The organism is Nocardia coffeae (assembly GCF_019890715.1).
Taxonomy (GTDB): Bacteria; Actinomycetota; Actinomycetes; order Mycobacteriales; family Mycobacteriaceae; genus Nocardia; species Nocardia jiangxiensis.
On sequence record NZ_JAINZY010000007.1, the window covers coordinates 319,915 to 336,763 of the forward strand.

Sequence of the window (16,849 nt, forward strand, 5' to 3'; positions counted from 1 at the left end):
GCCGATCCTTTCGCACGGATCTCGTCAGAACGACTCGCTTCCATGGGGAGAATGCTATTCTCGCCCTGATGCCGCCCCGGCTCCGGCGAAGGATGGAAATCATGGTTGCTCACAACTCCGGTCCCCGCGATTGCGTCCCCGGCGAGGTCTACTCGGTCGCCGGCTGGCGGGCGCATTCCCGCAAACACCTGCTGCGGTACCGGCTCGCGGTCGTCGCGTCCGATGCGGTGGAGGCCGTCCGGCACGTCGGCGGCTGGATGTACGACCGGACCATGGCGGGCTGGGAGGTCACCGCCCTGCTGGCCGACACCACCGATGTGCGCCCGCTCCGGATTCTCGGTGCGGCGGTGCTGGATCTGGAGGATTCGCTGGCCTCGCCGGTGCACGACATCTGGCCGCACGCGGTGGCCGTCGCGCCGGAGTTGATCGCGAACGATCTCCGGGTGCGCCGCGGTGTGCTCGAATCCCTCGAGCAGCGGCGTACCGAGGTGGCGCTGTGGGGTGCGGATCTGCCCGCCGAACTCGACGGGCGCCTGGATCTGGCCCAGCACCGGCTCAGCGTCGCCGCGCGGGCGTTCAAGAGTGCCGCGCTGGCCGCCGCGGGTGAACCGGCGGCCGAGGTGGGCGGCGTGGAGGTGTTCCACTGCGGTGAACTGCTGCTGACCGGACTGTGGGGCGGGGCGGATCTGACCACGCCCGCCTGAGTCGCGATGACGGATATGATATTCTCGCATAAAGAGAATGGCGATACCGCACCTCGGAGGGATCCGCGCGGATCGTCGTGGCCGAGGAAAGGATCGCAATGGTCAAGAACGGCAATCGGCTACGCAGCCAGGTGTGCGATACGGAAGTGATCGTCGTGCGGGCTTCGGACAGCCTCGACGATCTGCGCGCCGGGGGTGTTCCTATGATTCCGATCGACGGGAAGCCGGAACCGGGCGCGACGGTGGCCGCGGAACTCAGCGACGGCAATCTGCTGGGCAAGCGGTACGTCGACGAGTCCGGAGCCGAGGTGCTGGTGACCAAGGCCGGTGCGGGCACCCTGAGCATCGGCGCGACGCCGCTGGCGCTCAAGGAGGCCAAACCGCTTCCCGCCAGCGATTGAACCGAAGGATTTCCGTCATGAACTCGAAGATGCTCGTATTCTCCAATGCCGTTGCCGGACAGGACGATGCGTTCAACGACTGGTACGACAACACACACCTCGCCGAAGTGGCCGAGGTGCCCGGCGTGGTACGCGGTGAGCGGTACGAGATCGTGCCCAGCGCCCTCGGCGGCGGCGGTGAGCCCGCGCACCGCTATCTGGCGGTGTACGAACTCGACGGCGATCCGGAGGACGTGGCCAAGGCGTTCGGCGCGAAGGCCGCCACCGGGGAGATCAAGCTGAGCCCCACCCTGGACATGTCGACGCTCTCGGTCCAGATCTGGCGCGCCCGCGACGCGGGCAAGTAGGCGCGGGCTGAATACGCGAAAAGCCTGAAAATGCCTGTGGCCCGGCAAGATGAGCCGGGCCACAGGCATTTTCGCGCCCAGGGACGGAAGGCGGCCGGCGATCTATGATTCGGCATCCGGCATACGGATGATGGCGTGCGCGGGGCAGTCCAGCAAGGCGCGCATCACCCCGTCGTGATCGACCGCATCGACCACGCCGTCGCCCTCGAGCGAGGCGTAACCCCAATCGTCCAGGGAGAAATACCCGGGTGCGTGCTTGGTGCAGGTACCGAATCCGTCGCACATCGTCCGGTCGAGTCGAATCTTCACGGCACCAGTACCTCTCGTGCGTCGAACGGCCGATCGGCCAGGTAGAGCTGCTGTGCGCACTCGGGGCACCGGCCGTCGAGGTGGCTGGCGACCTCGGCCGGGAATCGGGTCAGCAGGGTCGCGGCGGTGTGGCACGCGCCGTCCAGGGTGCCGCAGGCGCCGCGGCCGCGCAGCACCACCGACCAGCGTTGCAGGCGTTCGACATCCGCGTGCGTGGCGCGTCCGTCGCGCAGAGCCGCCGCCACCGCCGCCATGGCCGCGGTGCCGTTGAAGCAGGAACCGCACTGTCCGGCGTTCTCCCGGTCGAAATATCCGAGTACCGAGGCCGCCACCGCGACCGGGCATTCGCCGGTGATCAGCGATATCGCCCCGCAGCCCAGGCCGTAGCCGAGACCGCGGATCGATTCGTGGTCCAGGGTGGCGTCCAGGATCGCGCGATCGGCTATCCCCGAGAAGTAGCCGCCCATCAGCGCGCCGCGTACGTCCTGTGCTGAAATCCGATGTAAGGCAAGCAGATCGATGAAGCTCGCGCCGTGCGGGAGTTCGTAGAGGCCGGGCCCGCGGCCCGCGCCGGTGACCGTGACCAGGAAGGTGCCGGGCGATCCGGCGGTACCCGCCTCGCGGAATGCCTGGCCGCCGTGCCGATGGATGAACGGCAGATTCGCCAGGGTCTCCACATTGCTCACCGCTGTGGGCAGATCGTCCACGCCGGATTCGAACGGCCGCGGCGGTTTGTCCGAGGGTTTGGCCGGGCCGCCGTTGATCGCGCGGATCGCCGCGGTCTCCTCTCCGGCGACGTAACCCGGTGCGACGGTGACCAATTCGATCCGTACCCCGACTATCCCGGCGCCGTCCAACTCGGTCAGCGCCGCGTCGACGCGCCGCGCGGCCTCGGTATCGGAGACGTACACGTAGGCGTGCGCAGCACCCGCGATCGCGGCGGCCAGACGCAACCCGTCCAGGACCAGATGCGGGCGGTGGCACAGCAGCCAGCGGTCCTTGAGCGAGGCGGGTTCGCCCTCCTCGCCGTTGGCGACCACCACGGTCGCGCTGCCGCGCAGATGCGCGTCGCGCACCGAACCCAGTTTGATCGCCGTCGGGAACGCCGCGCCGCCGCGGCCGCGCAGACCGCTGTGCCGGATCTCCTCGAGCAGCTCCGCCGCCGAGTCCGACGCACGATAGCCTCCGCTCGCACGGTAGGCGGCCAGATCCTCCACCTCCGATCCGGCGCGGAGCAGACGTGGTTCGATACCGGGGGCGGCGAGCACCCCGACCGGGTCGAAAATCTCTTGCATGGCAACCTCTTTCGGCTGGAAACAGGCCAGTGGGCGGAAGGTCGGCCGCGGGCTGGTGGGTGCGCCGCGCCGGTGGTTACGCTGGCGGACATGAGAACCGCAGTGCTGCGCATCGATGTCGACCCGGCCCGGGAGCTCACGGCGGCCCGGTGGGCGCAGGGGATGAGCGCCCTGCGTGCCGACGCCGCGACGCTCGGGGCCGAAATCCAGGGCGACAGTGCGGAACTCCCGCTGCGACGCGAAGTGCAGCTGCTGATCGACACCGACGACGCCGATGCCGGCGTGCGCGAGGCAGTGCTGTTGTGTGCCAAGGCATTCGGCACCGAACCGGTGGCCGCGGCGGTGACCTACGTCAGCCGCGGCACCGACGCCGACGCGCACGGCGTCCTGGCCGGTTTCGGATTGAGCGCCGAGGTGGTGCGCGAAGCCGATGCGGACGGCTTCGACATCGTGCACGTCACGCTGCGGTCCGCCGACCTCGAACGCGTCCCCGAGAGCCGGATCCACACCGCGCTCGAGGCGGCGCTCAACTGCGAGGTCCGCATCAGCACCCGGTGAGGGGCGGGCGGCCTGCGTCATGGGCAGTCCAGGAATTCCAGGATCGGCGGGGCGGCCTGCACCCAGGTGTCGAACAGGTTGAAGTGATCGACCCGCCCGCCGGCCTGATCCTCCATCGCGCGTTCCCAGGCGTCCTCCGGCCACGGCGGTTCGATCACCGTCGAGCCCGCGATCAGGCAGCTCACCTCGAGCGAGGTCCGCTTCGGATGATCCAGATCGCCGACGCCGCCGCGAATGATCAAGGTGGGCACCGTGATCCGCTCGAACATCTCGTCGTCCACCCCGGCGATGGTCTGCCCGGGTTTGGGCACGTACGCATTGAGCCAGCGCAGCGACAGTTTGATGAACTCGTCCCGGTCCAGATCCCGCAGGCGCTGGTCGTTGCGGGGATTGGCCGCCACCCGCTCGCGCCATTCCCGCAGCTTCGGCAGCGCCGCGGTGCCGCCGCCGCGCACGGTCTGCAGGCTCGGCAGCACGTAGAACGCGCCCAGGTTGAACATCCCGTAGACGCCCCCGACGATATTCCACAGCGCGAGTTTGGTGACCCGCTCCGGATACAGCATCGCGGTGAGCATCGAATCGCGCGCACCGCCCGAGCCGCCCGCGAGGATGCACGGACCCTCGTCCAGTGCGTCGAGCAGGCCGTCGAGCGTCTCGGCGCGCATATGCGATTCGGACTGCCCGTAGAACTGCACATCCGAGGCGCCGCAGTTGGGCCGATCCCACAGCAGGACCCGATAGCCGCCGGCCACGATCGCCTCGGCCAGCGGGCGCAGTCCCGGAACATTCATGCCGAATCGGCCACCCGGCGTCAGGACGACGAGATCGCCTGCCTCACCGAGGATTTCGTGGACGACCTCGCCGCCGTGCACTGTCACCGAAGCCATGGGCATCCTCTCTCACGCCAGCACGACGACGGAATCGCCGACGATCCGCACCGGATAGGTGCGGATACTCCATTCGGGTTTGACCGCCGTGGTCCCGGTCGCCAGCTCGAAACCCCACTGGTGCCACGGGCAGTAGATGTACTCCTGATCGCGCACCATGACCTGGTCTCCGGGCACGGACTCGTCGACGATCGTGCGCCCGCGCGCGCGTCCGGAACACAGCGGACCGCCCTCGTGCGGACAGTAATTCGCGATCGCGTAGAACGTGCCGTTGACGTTGTAGACACCGACCCCGTGCCGCCCGATCGGCACCACCTTGGACGACCCGGGCGGAATCTCCTCGACCGTCGCGACGACGTGTTCGCGTCCCTGGGCCAGCCGGGGTTGTTCGTTTTCCTCGGCCATCAGAAGACCGGCCTTCGACCGTCCAGGGACGGCACCGACGTGGGCAGGTGATAGGTCTCGATGCCGTTGAGGTACATCACCCGATCGCGCGCGTGCGCCGGCAGATGTTTGACCAGCCAGCGCGGATCGTCGAACGTCCAGTGCGGATAGTCCGAGGAGAACAGCAGGATCTTGTCCGCCTCCATCCACTCGAACGCCCGGGTGAGTTCGGTCTTGTCCTCGGGGTAGTCCAACGGCTGGGTGGTGAAGCGGATGTGTTCCTTGACGTACTCCGAGGGCTTGCGCCGAAGGCCGGTGAAGGACCCGCGCTTGGCGTAGATCGCGTCCATCCGCCACATCAGCGGCAGGATCCAGGTGAACGCGTGCTCGACGAACACGATGCGCAGCTTCGGATGCCGGTCGAAGACGCCGTCGAAGATCAGGCTCATGATCTGGTTCGCCGCCAGCAGCGAGTAGGTGACCATGAAATCGTGGTTGTAGCTGGGGAATCCGACCGGCGGCATGGGCATCGTCTCGTACGCGCCGCGGCTGAGATGACAGCTGACCACCAGATCGTGCTCGACCGCCGTGGCCCAGATCGGGTCGTAGGCCGGATCGCCCCAGGACGGGCGCGGTTCGGCCTTGATCAGGATCTGCGACATGAACGGATGCCCGGCCCAGTGCTCGATCTCGCGCACCGCGCCCGCCGGATCGTCGATGGCCACGCAGATCGATCCGCGCCACCGCTGATGCCAGTTGTTCTTCGGGTCCAGCCAGTGGTTGGCCAGCCAGTGGTTGACCCCGATCGCCATCGCCTGGGTGGCCTCGGGCAGGCGGGTCGCCTTCACCGTCGGTTCCAGGATCGCGATATCGGACCCGGCGTCCACGATCAGCTGCCGGAACGCCATTTCCGGGTCACTGCCGGGGAAATTGCCGTCCGCGGGGAAGGTGTCGGTCCGCATCGCGAACGAGTGCGCGTAGTCCGGCGCGTCGTAGATGATCGTGTCGCCGACGCGGTGGCTCAGGAAGAACGAGCTGCGGTGCGGCTCGGGGATGTACTCCACGAGTTCTCCGCGCCGCGGTACCGGATGCACATCCGAATCGACCACCCGGACCGCGGTCTGCTCGGCCGCCGGTGCGCGATGCTGCTGATGAGCCAGTGTCATGGTCCCTCTCCTCTCAGACGGTGGCCGTCGGGGCCGGGACGTCGATGCCGTAGAGGCGAGATGCGTTGCGCCAGAGCAACTTCTCGCGCTGCTCGGTGGTGAGTGCCTGCGGCAGCTCGTCGACGTCGCCGCAGTGCCAGTGCGGATAGCTGGAGCCGAACATCACCATGTCCTGTTTGCCGGTGAAGTCGAGCCATTCGCCGGCGAAGTCGGCCTCGCCCGGACCGTCGAGACTGTTGTGCACGAAGTACACGTGTTCGGGCAGATAGTCACTGGGCATGCGTGGCGCCCACGGGGTCTGCTCCAGATGCGGCCGCCCGAAGGTGTCCATCCGCCAGGTGAACGGCGTGAGCATGTCCGCCGCGCCGTCGGCCCAGACGAATTTCAGCTCCGGAATCCGCTCGAACACGCCCTCGGCGATCATGTTCATCAGGTGATAGATGTAGTTCAGCGAAGTGAAGCCGAGGTACTGCTCGTAGGTGCGGGTGTGCCCCGACGGGGTCGGCGGGAACGCGATGCTCTCCCCGGTCTCGCTGTGCACGGCCACCGGCAGGCCCGCGTGCGCGGCGGCCTCCCACAGCGGCCAGAACTGCGGTTTGCCGTACAGCTCACGCGACTGCAGCGGAACCCCGATCTGCACGACGCCGGGATGGCTTGCCCACCGGTCGATTTCGCGCAGCGCACCGGTGATGTCCTCCGGATTCACCCGGATCGTGCCGCGGAACCGGTCGGCGTGCGGATTGGCTTCCAGCCAGCGCGAGACCATCATCTCGTTGTGCGCGGCCAGGACGGCCGTGGTCAGATGCCGGTCCGGCAGGATGCCGCGGGTCATCGGATGCAGCACCGCCACATCCACGCCGCGACCCCCGAACAGCGCCTCACCGACGAGTTCGGGGTCCGAGCCCGGGTACTGCTTGTCCGGCCCGCGGGTGCCCTTGGCATATTCCCCGCCCGGCGCCCCGTACCAGTCCATCTCCACATCCGGGATGCCCCGGCTGGCGAACGGCTCGCGCAGGAATCCGCGCATATCGCGATTCGACCCGAAGAAGATGTGCACGCTGGCATCGATGACGGGTATGCGGGTCCCGTCGGCTAGTAATCTGCTCATCCGCTCTCTCCCGGTGCGCTGTTCGCGTCAGTCGATCCGCGCGATATCGGGCCGCTCCGTCACGGGTGCGGCGAGTTCCTGTGTGTCGCAGATCTTCTGGAGCTTGTCCAGGGTCTCCTCGAGTCCCGCGCCCTGGCGCTCGCCGGGAGTGAAGGTGGCCGGGAGATTGCGCATGCCCTGGATGACGCCGATGGTCTCGTAGTGCACGGTGCCCTCGGGATCGCACTGGTAGTCCGGCATCCGGTCCAGCACCGCGGTGAGCATCTTCTTGAACACCGCGCGCGCGACGTTCGAGCCGATGCAGCGGTGGATGCCCAGCCCGAAACTGAAGTGGCGGTTGCCCCTTCGGTCCAGCACCACGTCGTTCGGGTCGGGGAAGACCTGCGGATCGCGATTGGCCATCGCCCAGGACAGCCACAGCCGGTCGCCCTCGGCGAACCGGGTGTCCGCCACGGTGACATCGGCGGACATGGTGCGGCCGTCACCCGGCGCGGGGGTGAAGTAGCGCAGGAATTCCTCGGTGGCCGGATCGAGCAGATGCTCGCGCTCCTTGCTGAGCATCTCGCGCTGGTCCGGATTCTGCGACAGCCACTCCAGCGAATGCGCGGTGAGCGCGGTGGTGGTGTCGAAACCGCCGCCGATCAGCAGGCCGAGCATGCCCAGGATCTCGAGGTCCGGGGCGGGCTCGCCGTCGAGGCGGAGTTTGATCAGGCCGTCGACCAGGCCCGGCCGCGGGTTCGCCTTGATCTCGACCAGACTGTTCAGCAGGTCCAGGCCCATCGTGCGGTGCATCTCGGCCACGCGGGCGGCGTCCGGGGAACTCTCCGGGGTGTACACCGCGGCGTGCACCGGCTCGCTGTAGAGCGACCACCGCTGCAACGGGATGCCGAGCATGGCCAGGGTCAGCACGGCCGGGACGATATTGGCCAGATCGTCCACGAAATCGATGCGGCCGGACTCGATCTTCTCGTCCAGGGCCGCGCGCACGATCTCGTCGATGACCGGATCCCAGCGCTTGACCGCGGCGGGGGACAGGTACGGGTTGAGCACCTGCCGGTACAACCGGTGTTCGGGGTCGTCCATCTCCAGCATGCCGCCGCGCACGGCCTGGGCGCGCTGCGCGGTGGGGATCGAAATGCCTTTGTAGCCATTGCGATCGCCGGTCAGGTCGTGGTCGTTGGACACATGCGGGCAGCGCGCGAGTTCGAAGACCGACGTGCTGTCCGCGGCCACCCAGTGCCCGCCGTGCGTGTCGCTCCAGGCGACCGGGCACTTGGCCTGCATCTCCTGGGTGATGTCTTCGAACCGGTGCCGGTATTCGGGGGTGTGCCGGTCGAAGCTGTATCGGTTCTTCTTGCGGTCCTGGTCGACGGTGGTGTCTTCGATGCTCACGTTGTTCTTCCTCCGCTACTCACGGATTCGGTGCGCCCTCGCCGGCACCGCGGGTGCGGTGCGCGGCGAGGGCGCGTGCCGGGACGATCACATGTGGTAGTCGTACAACTTCAGGTAGCCGCCGCCGTCGACGCGCATCTGCGTGCCGGTGACGTACCGGGCCTCCTCGGAGGCCAGGTAGAGCACGGCGTTGCTGATGTCCTCGGGCTCGACGTACGGGATGCGCATGGACTGCTGCACACCGAACACCGGTTCGGCATCGGCGCGGGTGGGGTGCTCGAGGTCCGGGCGGAACGAGCGGTACATCGGTTCGCTCTGCAGCATCGGGGTGTTGCAGTTGGTGGGGTGCACGATGTTGGCGCGGATGCCGCGTTCGGCGAGCTGGCGCGCGAGCTCGTAGACGTAGGCGGTCAGCGCCCGCTTGGAGTGCACGTACGCCGAACCGCCGGGATCCTTGCCCGGCTGATCGACCTTGGAGATGTCCATCAGCGCGGCGGTGGACCCCGTCGCGATGATCGATGCGCCCTCTTTCAGATGTGGCAGCGCGACCTGGATGGCGTTGATCGTGCCGACCAGATTCGTATTGATCACATCGGTCCACGCCTGCATCGCCGGCTGGCCCTTCATACCGGCGACACCGGCCTGGGCCACGACGATGTCCAGCCGGCCCAGTTCGGCGATGCCGGTTTCCAGCGCCGTCTGCAACTGTTCGGCGATGCGCACGTCCGCCTTGGCGGTCACCACCCGACGACCGGTCGCGGCAACCAGTTTGGCGGTCTGCTCGAGATCCTCCGGACGCGCCAGCGCGTATCCGATGGTCGAGATGTCCTCGCACAAATCCACCGCGATGATGTCGGCGCCCTCCTCGGCGAGGCGGACCGCATGACTGCGACCTTGCCCGCGCGCTGCGCCGGTGATGAACGCGACCTTGCCCTCGACACGTCCCACAGCTGACCTTCCAATCTCTATCCCCGGGGTGGCGGTGCCGCCGCGACGGATCGCCCGTCCCCGCTGGTTGCCGCGGCGGCCGATGCATACGACATCGGCCGCTTCATGATCTCGCCATAGAAGAATTTTCCTTGCGGTGAAAGAGAACATTACTCTCGCGCCGAAGTTGCCGCAAGGTCTCGACATTGGCTGTCAGCCGTGGGGTGCGGGGGAGATTTTCGGGGAGAAGCACTGTCGTTTGGGCGTATTTCCGGGCTTTTTCCGCGAAAGTGACCTTTGCATCTGACGAGAACGTTATTCTCGTCTACATCGAAGGGGTATGCCTCCGATGCCCCAGTGAGTGAGAGCTGAGATGCGAACCATCCCCGAGGAATTGAGCCGCCGCTATGCGCAAGCGGGCTGGTGGAGGCCCGAGACGCTCGGCGACCTGCTGAGTCGCGGCCTGGCCGCCGCGCCCGAGGCCGAGTTCCGGGTGCATTCGCGGGTCAGACCGTGGTCGGGCACGGTGGCCGAGGTCGAGCGCACCGCGCGGCGGCTCGCGGCCGGCCTGCGCGCACGCGGCGTCGGGCCCGGCGACGCGGTCGCCTTCCAGTTGCCCAACTCGATGGAGGCCGCCGCAACCTTCTGGGCCGCAGCGTTTCTCGGCGCGGTGGTGGTGCCGATCGTGCACTTCTACGGCGATCGCGAGGTCGCGCACATTCTGGCCACGGTCCGTCCGGCGGCCTACCTCACCGCGGAGCGATTCGGCGCGCGCAGCTTCGATCCGGACCTGGCCGCCGAGGTTCCGGTGGTGGGCGTGGTCGGACGGGATTTCGACGCGCTGCTGGCCGACGAGCCGATGGAGGGCACGATCGGCGTGGATCCCGCGGGCCCGGCGCTGATCGCCTTCACCTCCGGAACTACCAGCGCGCCCAAGGGAGTGGTGCACAGTCATCAGACATTGGGTTGCGAGGCAAGGCAATTGGCCGAGCAGAACGCCCTCGACGAGGGCAATCAGCTCACCGCGACGCCGGTCGGCCACTTCATCGGCATGCTCGGCGCATTCCTGTTGCCGGTGCTGGGCGGCAGGCCCATTCATCTGCTGGACGTGTGGGAACCGGGGCACGCGCTGGCGCTGATGAGTGAGTACGGCCTGTCGGTCGGCGGCGGCCCGCCCTACTTCGTGACCAGTCTGCTCGATCATCCGGATTTCACGCCCGCACATCTCGAGCACGTGCGGTACGTCGGTCTGGGTGGTTCGGCGGTGCCCGCCGCGGTCACCCGCAGACTCGCCGATCTGGGGCTGGTCGCCTTCCGGGCGTACGGCAGCACCGAACATCCCTCGATCACCGCCTCGCGCTACACCGCACCGGAGTTCGAGCGGCTGTGCACCGACGGGCGGCCGCTGCCGGGCGTGGAGATCCGGCTGGCGCAGGACGGCGAAATCCTCAGTCGCGGACCGGATCTGTGCCTGGGCTACACCGACCGGGAGCTGACCGAGCGGGTTTTCGACGCCGAGGGCTGGTACCACACCGGCGATATCGGCGTCCTGCACCGGGACGGTCATCTGACGATCACCGATCGCAAATCCGACGTCATCATCCGCGGCGGCGAGAACGTCAGCGCCGTGGAGGTGGAGGAGGTACTCGCCACCATGTCCGCGGTGGCCGAGGCGGTCGTGGTGGCCGTCCCGGACGAGCGCCTGGGCGAGGCTGTCGGCGCGGTGCTGCGGATTCGTCCCGGGCACGTCCTGCCTTCGATCCAGGCCGTGCACAGGCACTTCCGGGCCGCGAGCGTCGCGCGGCAGAAGTGGCCGGAGCGGTTGTTCGAGGTGACCGACTATCCCCGCACCCCGAGCGGCAAGGTCCGCAAACAGCTGATCCGCCAGCAGATTGCCACATCCAACTGACGAGAATATGATTCTTCTCATTCGTAAATGGAGGTCTCATGGCTAGCCGTGCAAACGAAGCCGACACACCCGAATCCGAGGTCGACGTCGTCGTACTGGGCAGTGGTGCATCCGGCCTGACCGCGGCGCTGACCGCCGCGGTCCGCGGCGCCTCGGTGGCGATCGTCGAGAAGGCCGCGACCGTCGGGGGAACGAGTGCGGTTTCCGGTGGCATCGCATGGATTCCGGCACACGACCGATCGCCCGACGGGCCGCTGAGCGTCGAGGACGCACTGCGCTATCTGCATGCCCAGTCGCTGAATTCGATGGACGACGAACTGGTGGAGACCTTCGTGCGCACCGGTGCGCGGATGGTCGAGTTCGTCGAGAAGCACAGCGGGTTGCGTTTCGAAATCGCCGACGGCTTCCCGGATTACAAGCCCGAACTGCCCGGCGGGCGGCCCGGCGGCGGGCGTTCGCTGAGTCCGGTCGCCTTCGACCGGTCCCGGCTGGGGCAGTGGCGCGAGCGGATCACCGCCTTCCCGGAGGACTGGAGCAACGTCGGCTTCGACGCCGAGACCCGGGCGCGGCTGCACGCCGGGACCGATACCGAGTCCACCGATCTGGTCGTGGCCGGAGCCGCCCTGGTCGCCGGACTGCTGTTCGGCGTCCTCGAGACCGGCATCGTGCCGCGCACGAAAGCCCGTGCGGTGGAACTTCTTTCGGAGGACCGGCGGATCACCGGCGTGCGGTTCGAGACGCCCGAGGGCGCATCGATCTTGCGGGCCCGCAAGGGCGTGGTACTCGCGACCGGCGGCTTCGAATGGGATCCGGGACTGGTCCGCGCCTATCTGCGCGGCCCGATGTCCGGCCCGGTCTCCCCGCCCAACAACACCGGAGACGGTCTGCGCATGGCGATGGCGCACGGCGCGGATCTGGGCACCATGAGTGAGGCGTGGTGGGTTCCGGTCGTGCAGATCCCGGGCGACACCATCGAGGGAAAGCCGCGCAGCCGCAGCGTGCGGCTCGAGCGCACCCGCCCGCGCAGCATCATGGTCAACCGCGCCGGACGGCGGTTCGTGAACGAGGCGTCGGAGTACAACTCGATGGCCGGGGCGTTCCACTACCTCGACCCCAAGGGCGGTTACGTCAACGATCCGGGCTGGATCGTGTTCGACGCCGAACATCTGCGCAAGTACGGCTTCCTGGGCGTCGCGCCGGGCGAGGCGGTGCCCGAATGGTTCTGCGAATCGAAGGATCTCGACGAGCTGGGCGCCAAGACCGGTATCGATCCGCAGGGCCTGGCCGCGACGATCGAGGCCTGGAACCGCAACGTCGCCGCGGGCGCCGATCCCGACTTCGGGAGGGGCGCAAGCGCTTACGACGGCTGGTGGGGCGACGAGAACGCGACTACTTCCGCGGGCCGCACCCTCGGCCCGCTCGACACCGGTCCCTACTACGCGGTGCCGGTCACGGTCGGCGCGATGGGCACCAAGGGCGGGCCGCGCACCGATCGCGACGGGCGGGTGCTGCACGTGGACGGCGAGATCATCCCGGGTCTGTTCGCGGTCGGCAATGCGATGGCCGGTGTCACCGGGCGGGCCTACGGCGGTGCGGGCGGAACCATCGGCCCCGGCATGGTGTGGGGATTCCGGGCCGGGCACACCGTCGCGACCGGTACGTCTGCGGACGCCTGAACAGCGAAAACAATCAGCGCGCCCGAGTCGCCAGGACGGGCAGGCCGGGTTAGGGAGGTTACGAGTTGTCGGAGTACGAGAGCATCTGGAGCGATCTACAGGGTGTCGCGTTCACCCAGGGATATCTGGACGTCGGCGGTGTGCGCACGCGCTACTGGCAGGCGGGCGACCGGGACAAACCGGCGCTGGTGCTGCTGCACGGGTCCGGCGGGCACGTCGAGGCATACTCCCGCAATCTGCAGGCGCACGCCGAACACTTCTCCACCTGGGTGATCGATATGCTCGGGCACGGTTACACCGCCCGGCCGGGGCACCCGCTCGAGGTGAAACACTATGTGGCACACCTGATCGCGTTCCTGGACGCGGTCGGCGTCGAGCGGGCGAGCATCAGCGGTGAATCGCTCGGCGGCTGGGTGGCCACGCGCACCGCGATCGATCACCCCGATCGCGTCGAGCGGCTGGTGCTCAACACCGCCGGGGGATCGCAGGCCGATCCCGAGGTGATGAAACGCATCATCACGTTGTCCATGGCCGCGGTCACCGAACCGACCTGGGAGACGGTGCAGGCTCGGATCCGCTGGCTGATGGCCGACAAGGCGAAGGATTACGACGACGTCGTCGCCAGTCGCCAGCGCATCTACCGTCAGCCCGGATTCGTCGAGGCCATGAAAGACATCATGGCGCTGCAGGATCCGGAAATCCGGCAGCGAAATCTGGTGTCCCCGCAGGACTACGGCCGGATCACGGCGCCGACCCTGGTGCTGTGGACCAGTGACGACCCCACCGCCGACGTCACCGAGGGACGCCGCATCGCTTCGATGATCCCCGGCGCGCGCTTCGAGGTGCTGCCCGACTGCGGGCACTGGCCGCAGTACGAGGACCCGAAGAGCTTCAACGCCTTGCACATTGATTTCCTGCTGGGCGGCTGACCGTGTCCGAGCAGAACAGCGCCGGGACGAGCGGGAGCAAATCCGTCCAAAGCAGCGGCGGGCCGGGCGAGGGGGAGATTGGCCTCGGCTCGAACGGGTCCGCACACAGTGGTGCCGGGTCGAGCAGGCGGGAGGCTGGTCATGACCCGAGTGGATCCACGCAGATTGGTTCCGCGCCAGTGGATTCCGGGCCTTCCACCGATGTGGACGTGCTGCTGGTGGGCGCGGGACCGGTCGGGCTGACGCTGGCGAACATCCTGGGTATGTACGGGGTGCGCACCCGCGTGGTCGAGGAACGTCCCACGCTGATCGACTATCCGCGCGGGGTCGGCCTGGACGACGAATCGCTGCGCACCTTCCAGTCCATCGGCCTGATCGAGCAGATCCTGCCGCACACCACGCCGAATCAGTTCATGCGATTCGTCGACGGCCGACGCCGGTTGCTCGCCGAAATCGCCCCCACCGACGCGCAATTCGGCTGGCCCAAGCGCAACGGTTTCGTGCAGCCGCTGGTGGACGCCGAACTGCTGGGTGGACTGTCCCGGTATCCGCACGTCGAGGTCGTCTGGGGCGCGGGGATGAGCTCGGCGGCCGATTCGGGTGATCGGGTCGCTGCCGAACTCGTCACCGCCACAGGCACTTCCACCCTCACCGCCCGCTATCTGATCGGCTGTGACGGCGGGCGCAGCGCGACCCGGCGGCAGATGGGCGTCTCGTTCGAGGGCACCACCTCCTCGACCCGCTGGCTGGTGGTCGATCTGGCCACCGATCCGCTGGGCCATCCCAATCTCGAGGTGGCGGCCGATCCGGCCCGGCCGAATGTGTCGGTGTCCATCGCGCACGGCATCCGCCGCTTCGAATTCATGATCCACGACGACGAATCCGACGAACTCGCCGAGGATCCCGCCTTCGCGCAGCGCCTGATCGCGCCGTTCGTGCCGCATCCCGATCGGCTCGAGGTCATCCGGCGACGGGTCTACACGCATCATTCCCGGATCGCCGGTTCCTTCCGCAAGGGCCGGATGTTCCTGGCCGGTGACGCCGCGCATCTGATGCCGGTGTGGCAGGGGCAGGGATACAACAGCGGTATCCGGGACGCGGCCAATCTCGGCTGGAAGCTCGCCGCGGTCGTCACGGGTAAGGCCGGAGACGGCCTGCTCGACAGTTACGATCTCGAACGCCGCAAACACGCGCGGGCGATGATCGACCTGTCCACCATGGTCGGCAAGGTGATCTCGCCGACCGACCACAGGGTCGCCGTGGTGCGGGACGTGCTGGTTCGCGCCGCGGCCGCGATCCCGCCGGTGCGCCGGTACGTGCTGGGCATGCGGTTCAAGCCGATGCCGAAGTACGAACGGGGCGCGGTGGTGCACACCTGGTCTCGCACACCGAAATCCGCGGTGGGCACCCTGTTCATCCAGCCCCGGGTGGATACCCGCGAACAGTCGAACGTGCTGCTGGACGAGGTGCTCGGTCCCTGGTTCGCGGTGCTGTGCTGGAACAACGCACCCCGGCGGGTCCTCGGCGACGATGCGTTCGAACAGTGGAAAGCGTTGGGGACCAGGTTCTTCGAGATCTTGCCGGTCAACCAGCTGCACTGGACCGGGCACGACGATCCGGATGTGACCGTGCTGGCCGATCGCGGTGGCGCGCTGAAGAAATGGTTCGACGGCCAACAGGATTCGGTGCTGTTCCTGCGCCCGGACCGGTGCATCGCGGGCGCGACCATCGCCCAGCTCGCCCCGGAACTCAGCGCGGATCTGCTGCGCACCCTCACCGCCGCCCCGGGAGGAGGACACGATGCCGCTGGCCCTGTGCTGCGTCTCGCACAGCCCTCTACTTGATCTGCCCGGACCGGACCGGGAGTTGCTCGACGAGATCGGCGCGGCCCTGGACCGGGCCGCGGAGTTCGTCCGCGAGTTCGATCCCGAACTGGTCGTGACGTTTTCGCCCGATCACTACAACGGGTTCTTCTACAAACTGATGCCGCCGTTCTGCATCGGCGCCGCGGCCTCGGGCGTCGGCGACTACGGCACCCATTCCGGGCCGCTGGACGTGCCCGCGGATCTGGCCCGCGACCTGGCCGAATCGGTGCTGGACGCGGGGGTGGACGTCGCGATGTCGATGACCATGGAGGTCGACCACGGCACCGTGCAGCCCTTGCAGCGGCTGCTGGGCGCGGCCACCGCGCGGCCGGTGATCCCGATCTTCGTCAACTCGGTCGCGGTACCACTGGGTCCGCTGCGCCGGGCCGCCGTGCTGGGGGCGGCGGTCGGCGATTTCCTTGCGGGCCTTGGTAAACGGGTCCTCGTGGTGGGATCGGGCGGGTTGTCCCACGATCCGCCGGTGCCCGCCCTGGCCACCGCGACCGGTCCGGCCCGCGAGCGAATTCTGCACGGCGGCACCATGTCCGCGCAGCAGCGCGCCGCGCGGCAGGAGCAGGTGATCGCGGCGGCGCGCGAATTCGCTTCCGGGAATGGGCAGTTGCGCTCACTCAACCCGGACTGGGACCGCCGGGTGCTCGCCGCGCTCGACGACGGGCGGCTGGACGAGTTCGACGACTGGTCCAATCCGTGGATCACCGAGGTGGCGGGCAATTCCGCGCACGAGGTGCGCACCTGGGTCGCGGCCTTCGGTGCACTCGCGAGCCAGGGCCCCTACCGGACCACCGTGCGCTACTACCGGCCCGCCCCCGCGCTGATCGCCGGATTCGCCGTGCGCACCGCGCTCGGGCAGCGCGATCTCGATTCGACCAGCAGGAGGCAGCCGTGACAGCAGAGAACACCGGCACCGGCACGCCGGAAAACGGTGCCGCACAACAGGATGACGCCTTCGACCGCACGGTGGACGTGTTGGT

At 68.1% G+C, this 16,849-nt stretch carries 17 protein-coding genes; 9 read left to right on the forward strand and 8 right to left on the reverse strand.

The features are described 5' to 3' along the window. Nucleotides 1-101 precede the first annotated feature (101 nt). From K7711_RS26135 to K7711_RS26145, 3 genes are all read left to right on the forward strand, one after another. Nucleotides 102-704: a hypothetical protein gene (locus tag K7711_RS26135; RefSeq protein WP_372460190.1), complete on the forward strand. Its 603-nt coding sequence runs from the start codon at nucleotides 102-104 to the stop codon at nucleotides 702-704. Nucleotides 705-802: 98 nt separating this feature from the next. After that, nucleotides 803-1,105: a hypothetical protein gene (locus K7711_RS26140; protein WP_222972076.1), complete on the forward strand. Its 303-nt coding sequence runs from the start codon at nucleotides 803-805 to the stop codon at nucleotides 1,103-1,105. 17 nt (nucleotides 1,106-1,122) lie between these two features. Then, a complete protein-coding gene (locus K7711_RS26145) occupies nucleotides 1,123-1,452 on the forward strand; it encodes a hypothetical protein (protein ID WP_222972077.1) in 330 nt (109 codons plus the stop codon). Between the two features lie 102 nt (nucleotides 1,453-1,554). On the opposite strand, the gene K7711_RS26150 is transcribed toward K7711_RS26145, so the two are convergent. Further along, nucleotides 1,555-1,761, reverse strand: coding sequence for a ferredoxin (locus tag K7711_RS26150; RefSeq protein WP_222972078.1), 207 nt, complete (start codon nucleotides 1,759-1,761; stop codon nucleotides 1,555-1,557). Further along, a complete protein-coding gene (locus K7711_RS26155) occupies nucleotides 1,758-3,056 on the reverse strand; it encodes an NADH-ubiquinone oxidoreductase-F iron-sulfur binding region domain-containing protein (protein WP_222972079.1) in 1,299 nt (432 codons plus the stop codon). The genes K7711_RS26150 and K7711_RS26155 overlap by 4 nt, the downstream gene beginning before the upstream one ends. A gap of 90 nt (nucleotides 3,057-3,146) precedes the next feature. Here K7711_RS26155 and K7711_RS26160 point away from each other — a divergent pair, with 90 nt between their 5' ends. Beyond that, a complete protein-coding gene (locus K7711_RS26160; RefSeq protein ID WP_222972080.1) occupies nucleotides 3,147-3,614 on the forward strand; it encodes a hypothetical protein in 468 nt (155 codons plus the stop codon). A 17-nt stretch (nucleotides 3,615-3,631) separates the two neighbouring features. Here K7711_RS26160 and K7711_RS26165 read toward each other — a convergent pair whose 3' ends face one another. The 6 genes from K7711_RS26165 to K7711_RS26190 form a co-directional block, all read right to left on the reverse strand. Next, nucleotides 3,632-4,501, reverse strand: coding sequence for an alpha/beta fold hydrolase (locus tag K7711_RS26165; protein WP_222972081.1), 870 nt, complete (start codon nucleotides 4,499-4,501; stop codon nucleotides 3,632-3,634). A gap of 12 nt (nucleotides 4,502-4,513) precedes the next feature. Beyond that, a complete protein-coding gene (locus K7711_RS26170) occupies nucleotides 4,514-4,906 on the reverse strand; it encodes a Rieske (2Fe-2S) protein (RefSeq protein ID WP_222972082.1) in 393 nt (130 codons plus the stop codon). Continuing rightward, nucleotides 4,906-6,051: an amidohydrolase family protein gene (locus K7711_RS26175; RefSeq protein WP_222972083.1), complete on the reverse strand. Its 1,146-nt coding sequence runs from the start codon at nucleotides 6,049-6,051 to the stop codon at nucleotides 4,906-4,908. The genes K7711_RS26170 and K7711_RS26175 overlap by 1 nt, the downstream gene beginning before the upstream one ends. A 13-nt stretch (nucleotides 6,052-6,064) precedes the next feature. Beyond that, on the reverse strand, nucleotides 6,065-7,159 hold the full coding sequence (locus K7711_RS26180) for an amidohydrolase family protein (protein WP_222972084.1): 1,095 nt from the start codon (nucleotides 7,157-7,159) through the stop codon (nucleotides 6,065-6,067). Between the two features lie 27 nt (nucleotides 7,160-7,186). Beyond that, the gene (locus K7711_RS26185; protein WP_222972085.1) at nucleotides 7,187-8,551 is read right to left on the reverse strand and encodes a cytochrome P450; all 1,365 of its coding nucleotides are present in this window, start codon (nucleotides 8,549-8,551) and stop codon (nucleotides 7,187-7,189) included. An 87-nt stretch (nucleotides 8,552-8,638) separates the two neighbouring features. Next, nucleotides 8,639-9,499 carry a mycofactocin-coupled SDR family oxidoreductase gene (locus tag K7711_RS26190; protein WP_040825460.1) on the reverse strand — a complete coding sequence of 287 codons (861 nt, stop codon included), beginning with the start codon at nucleotides 9,497-9,499 and terminating at the stop codon, nucleotides 8,639-8,641. 352 nt (nucleotides 9,500-9,851) lie between these two features. Here K7711_RS26190 and K7711_RS26195 point away from each other — a divergent pair, with 352 nt between their 5' ends. The 5 genes from K7711_RS26195 to K7711_RS26215 all read left to right on the forward strand — a co-directional run bounded on the left by K7711_RS26195 (nucleotide 9,852) and on the right by K7711_RS26215 (nucleotide 16,764). Then, nucleotides 9,852-11,387: an AMP-binding protein gene (locus K7711_RS26195; RefSeq protein ID WP_222972086.1), complete on the forward strand. Its 1,536-nt coding sequence runs from the start codon at nucleotides 9,852-9,854 to the stop codon at nucleotides 11,385-11,387. A gap of 38 nt (nucleotides 11,388-11,425) precedes the next feature. Continuing rightward, complete coding sequence (locus K7711_RS26200) at nucleotides 11,426-13,063, forward strand: FAD-dependent oxidoreductase (protein WP_222972087.1); 1,638 nt, start codon at nucleotides 11,426-11,428, stop codon at nucleotides 13,061-13,063. Nucleotides 13,064-13,128: 65 nt separating this feature from the next. After that, entirely contained in the window at nucleotides 13,129-13,992 is an 864-nt protein-coding gene (locus tag K7711_RS26205) for an alpha/beta fold hydrolase (protein ID WP_222972088.1), read from the forward strand. A gap of 179 nt (nucleotides 13,993-14,171) precedes the next feature. Continuing rightward, a complete protein-coding gene (locus tag K7711_RS26210) occupies nucleotides 14,172-15,836 on the forward strand; it encodes a bifunctional 3-(3-hydroxy-phenyl)propionate/3-hydroxycinnamic acid hydroxylase (protein ID WP_222972089.1) in 1,665 nt (554 codons plus the stop codon). Beyond that, nucleotides 15,793-16,764 (forward strand): 3-carboxyethylcatechol 2,3-dioxygenase, encoded by a 972-nt coding sequence (locus K7711_RS26215; protein WP_222972090.1) that lies wholly within the window; start codon nucleotides 15,793-15,795, stop codon nucleotides 16,762-16,764. Before K7711_RS26210 ends, K7711_RS26215 begins: the two co-directional genes overlap by 44 nt. Nucleotides 16,765-16,849: the final 85 nt, after the last annotated feature.

Coding starts and splice junctions, on each gene's coding strand:
- K7711_RS26180 (WP_222972084.1), bottom strand. CDS start 7,159: ATGAGCAGATTACTAGCCGACGGGACCCGCATACCCGTCATCGATGCC.
- K7711_RS26140 (WP_222972076.1), top strand. CDS start 803: ATGGTCAAGAACGGCAATCGGCTACGCAGCCAGGTGTGCGATACGGAA.
- K7711_RS26135 (WP_372460190.1), top strand. CDS start 102: ATGGTTGCTCACAACTCCGGTCCCCGCGATTGCGTCCCCGGCGAGGTC.
- K7711_RS26170 (WP_222972082.1), bottom strand. CDS start 4,906: ATGGCCGAGGAAAACGAACAACCCCGGCTGGCCCAGGGACGCGAACAC.
- K7711_RS26165 (WP_222972081.1), bottom strand. CDS start 4,501: ATGGCTTCGGTGACAGTGCACGGCGGCGAGGTCGTCCACGAAATCCTC.
- K7711_RS26195 (WP_222972086.1), top strand. CDS start 9,852: ATGCGAACCATCCCCGAGGAATTGAGCCGCCGCTATGCGCAAGCGGGC.
- K7711_RS26200 (WP_222972087.1), top strand. CDS start 11,426: ATGGCTAGCCGTGCAAACGAAGCCGACACACCCGAATCCGAGGTCGAC.
- K7711_RS26175 (WP_222972083.1), bottom strand. CDS start 6,051: ATGACACTGGCTCATCAGCAGCATCGCGCACCGGCGGCCGAGCAGACC.
- K7711_RS26155 (WP_222972079.1), bottom strand. CDS start 3,056: ATGCAAGAGATTTTCGACCCGGTCGGGGTGCTCGCCGCCCCCGGTATC.
- K7711_RS26145 (WP_222972077.1), top strand. CDS start 1,123: ATGAACTCGAAGATGCTCGTATTCTCCAATGCCGTTGCCGGACAGGAC.
- K7711_RS26215 (WP_222972090.1), top strand. CDS start 15,793: ATGCCGCTGGCCCTGTGCTGCGTCTCGCACAGCCCTCTACTTGATCTG.
- K7711_RS26160 (WP_222972080.1), top strand. CDS start 3,147: ATGAGAACCGCAGTGCTGCGCATCGATGTCGACCCGGCCCGGGAGCTC.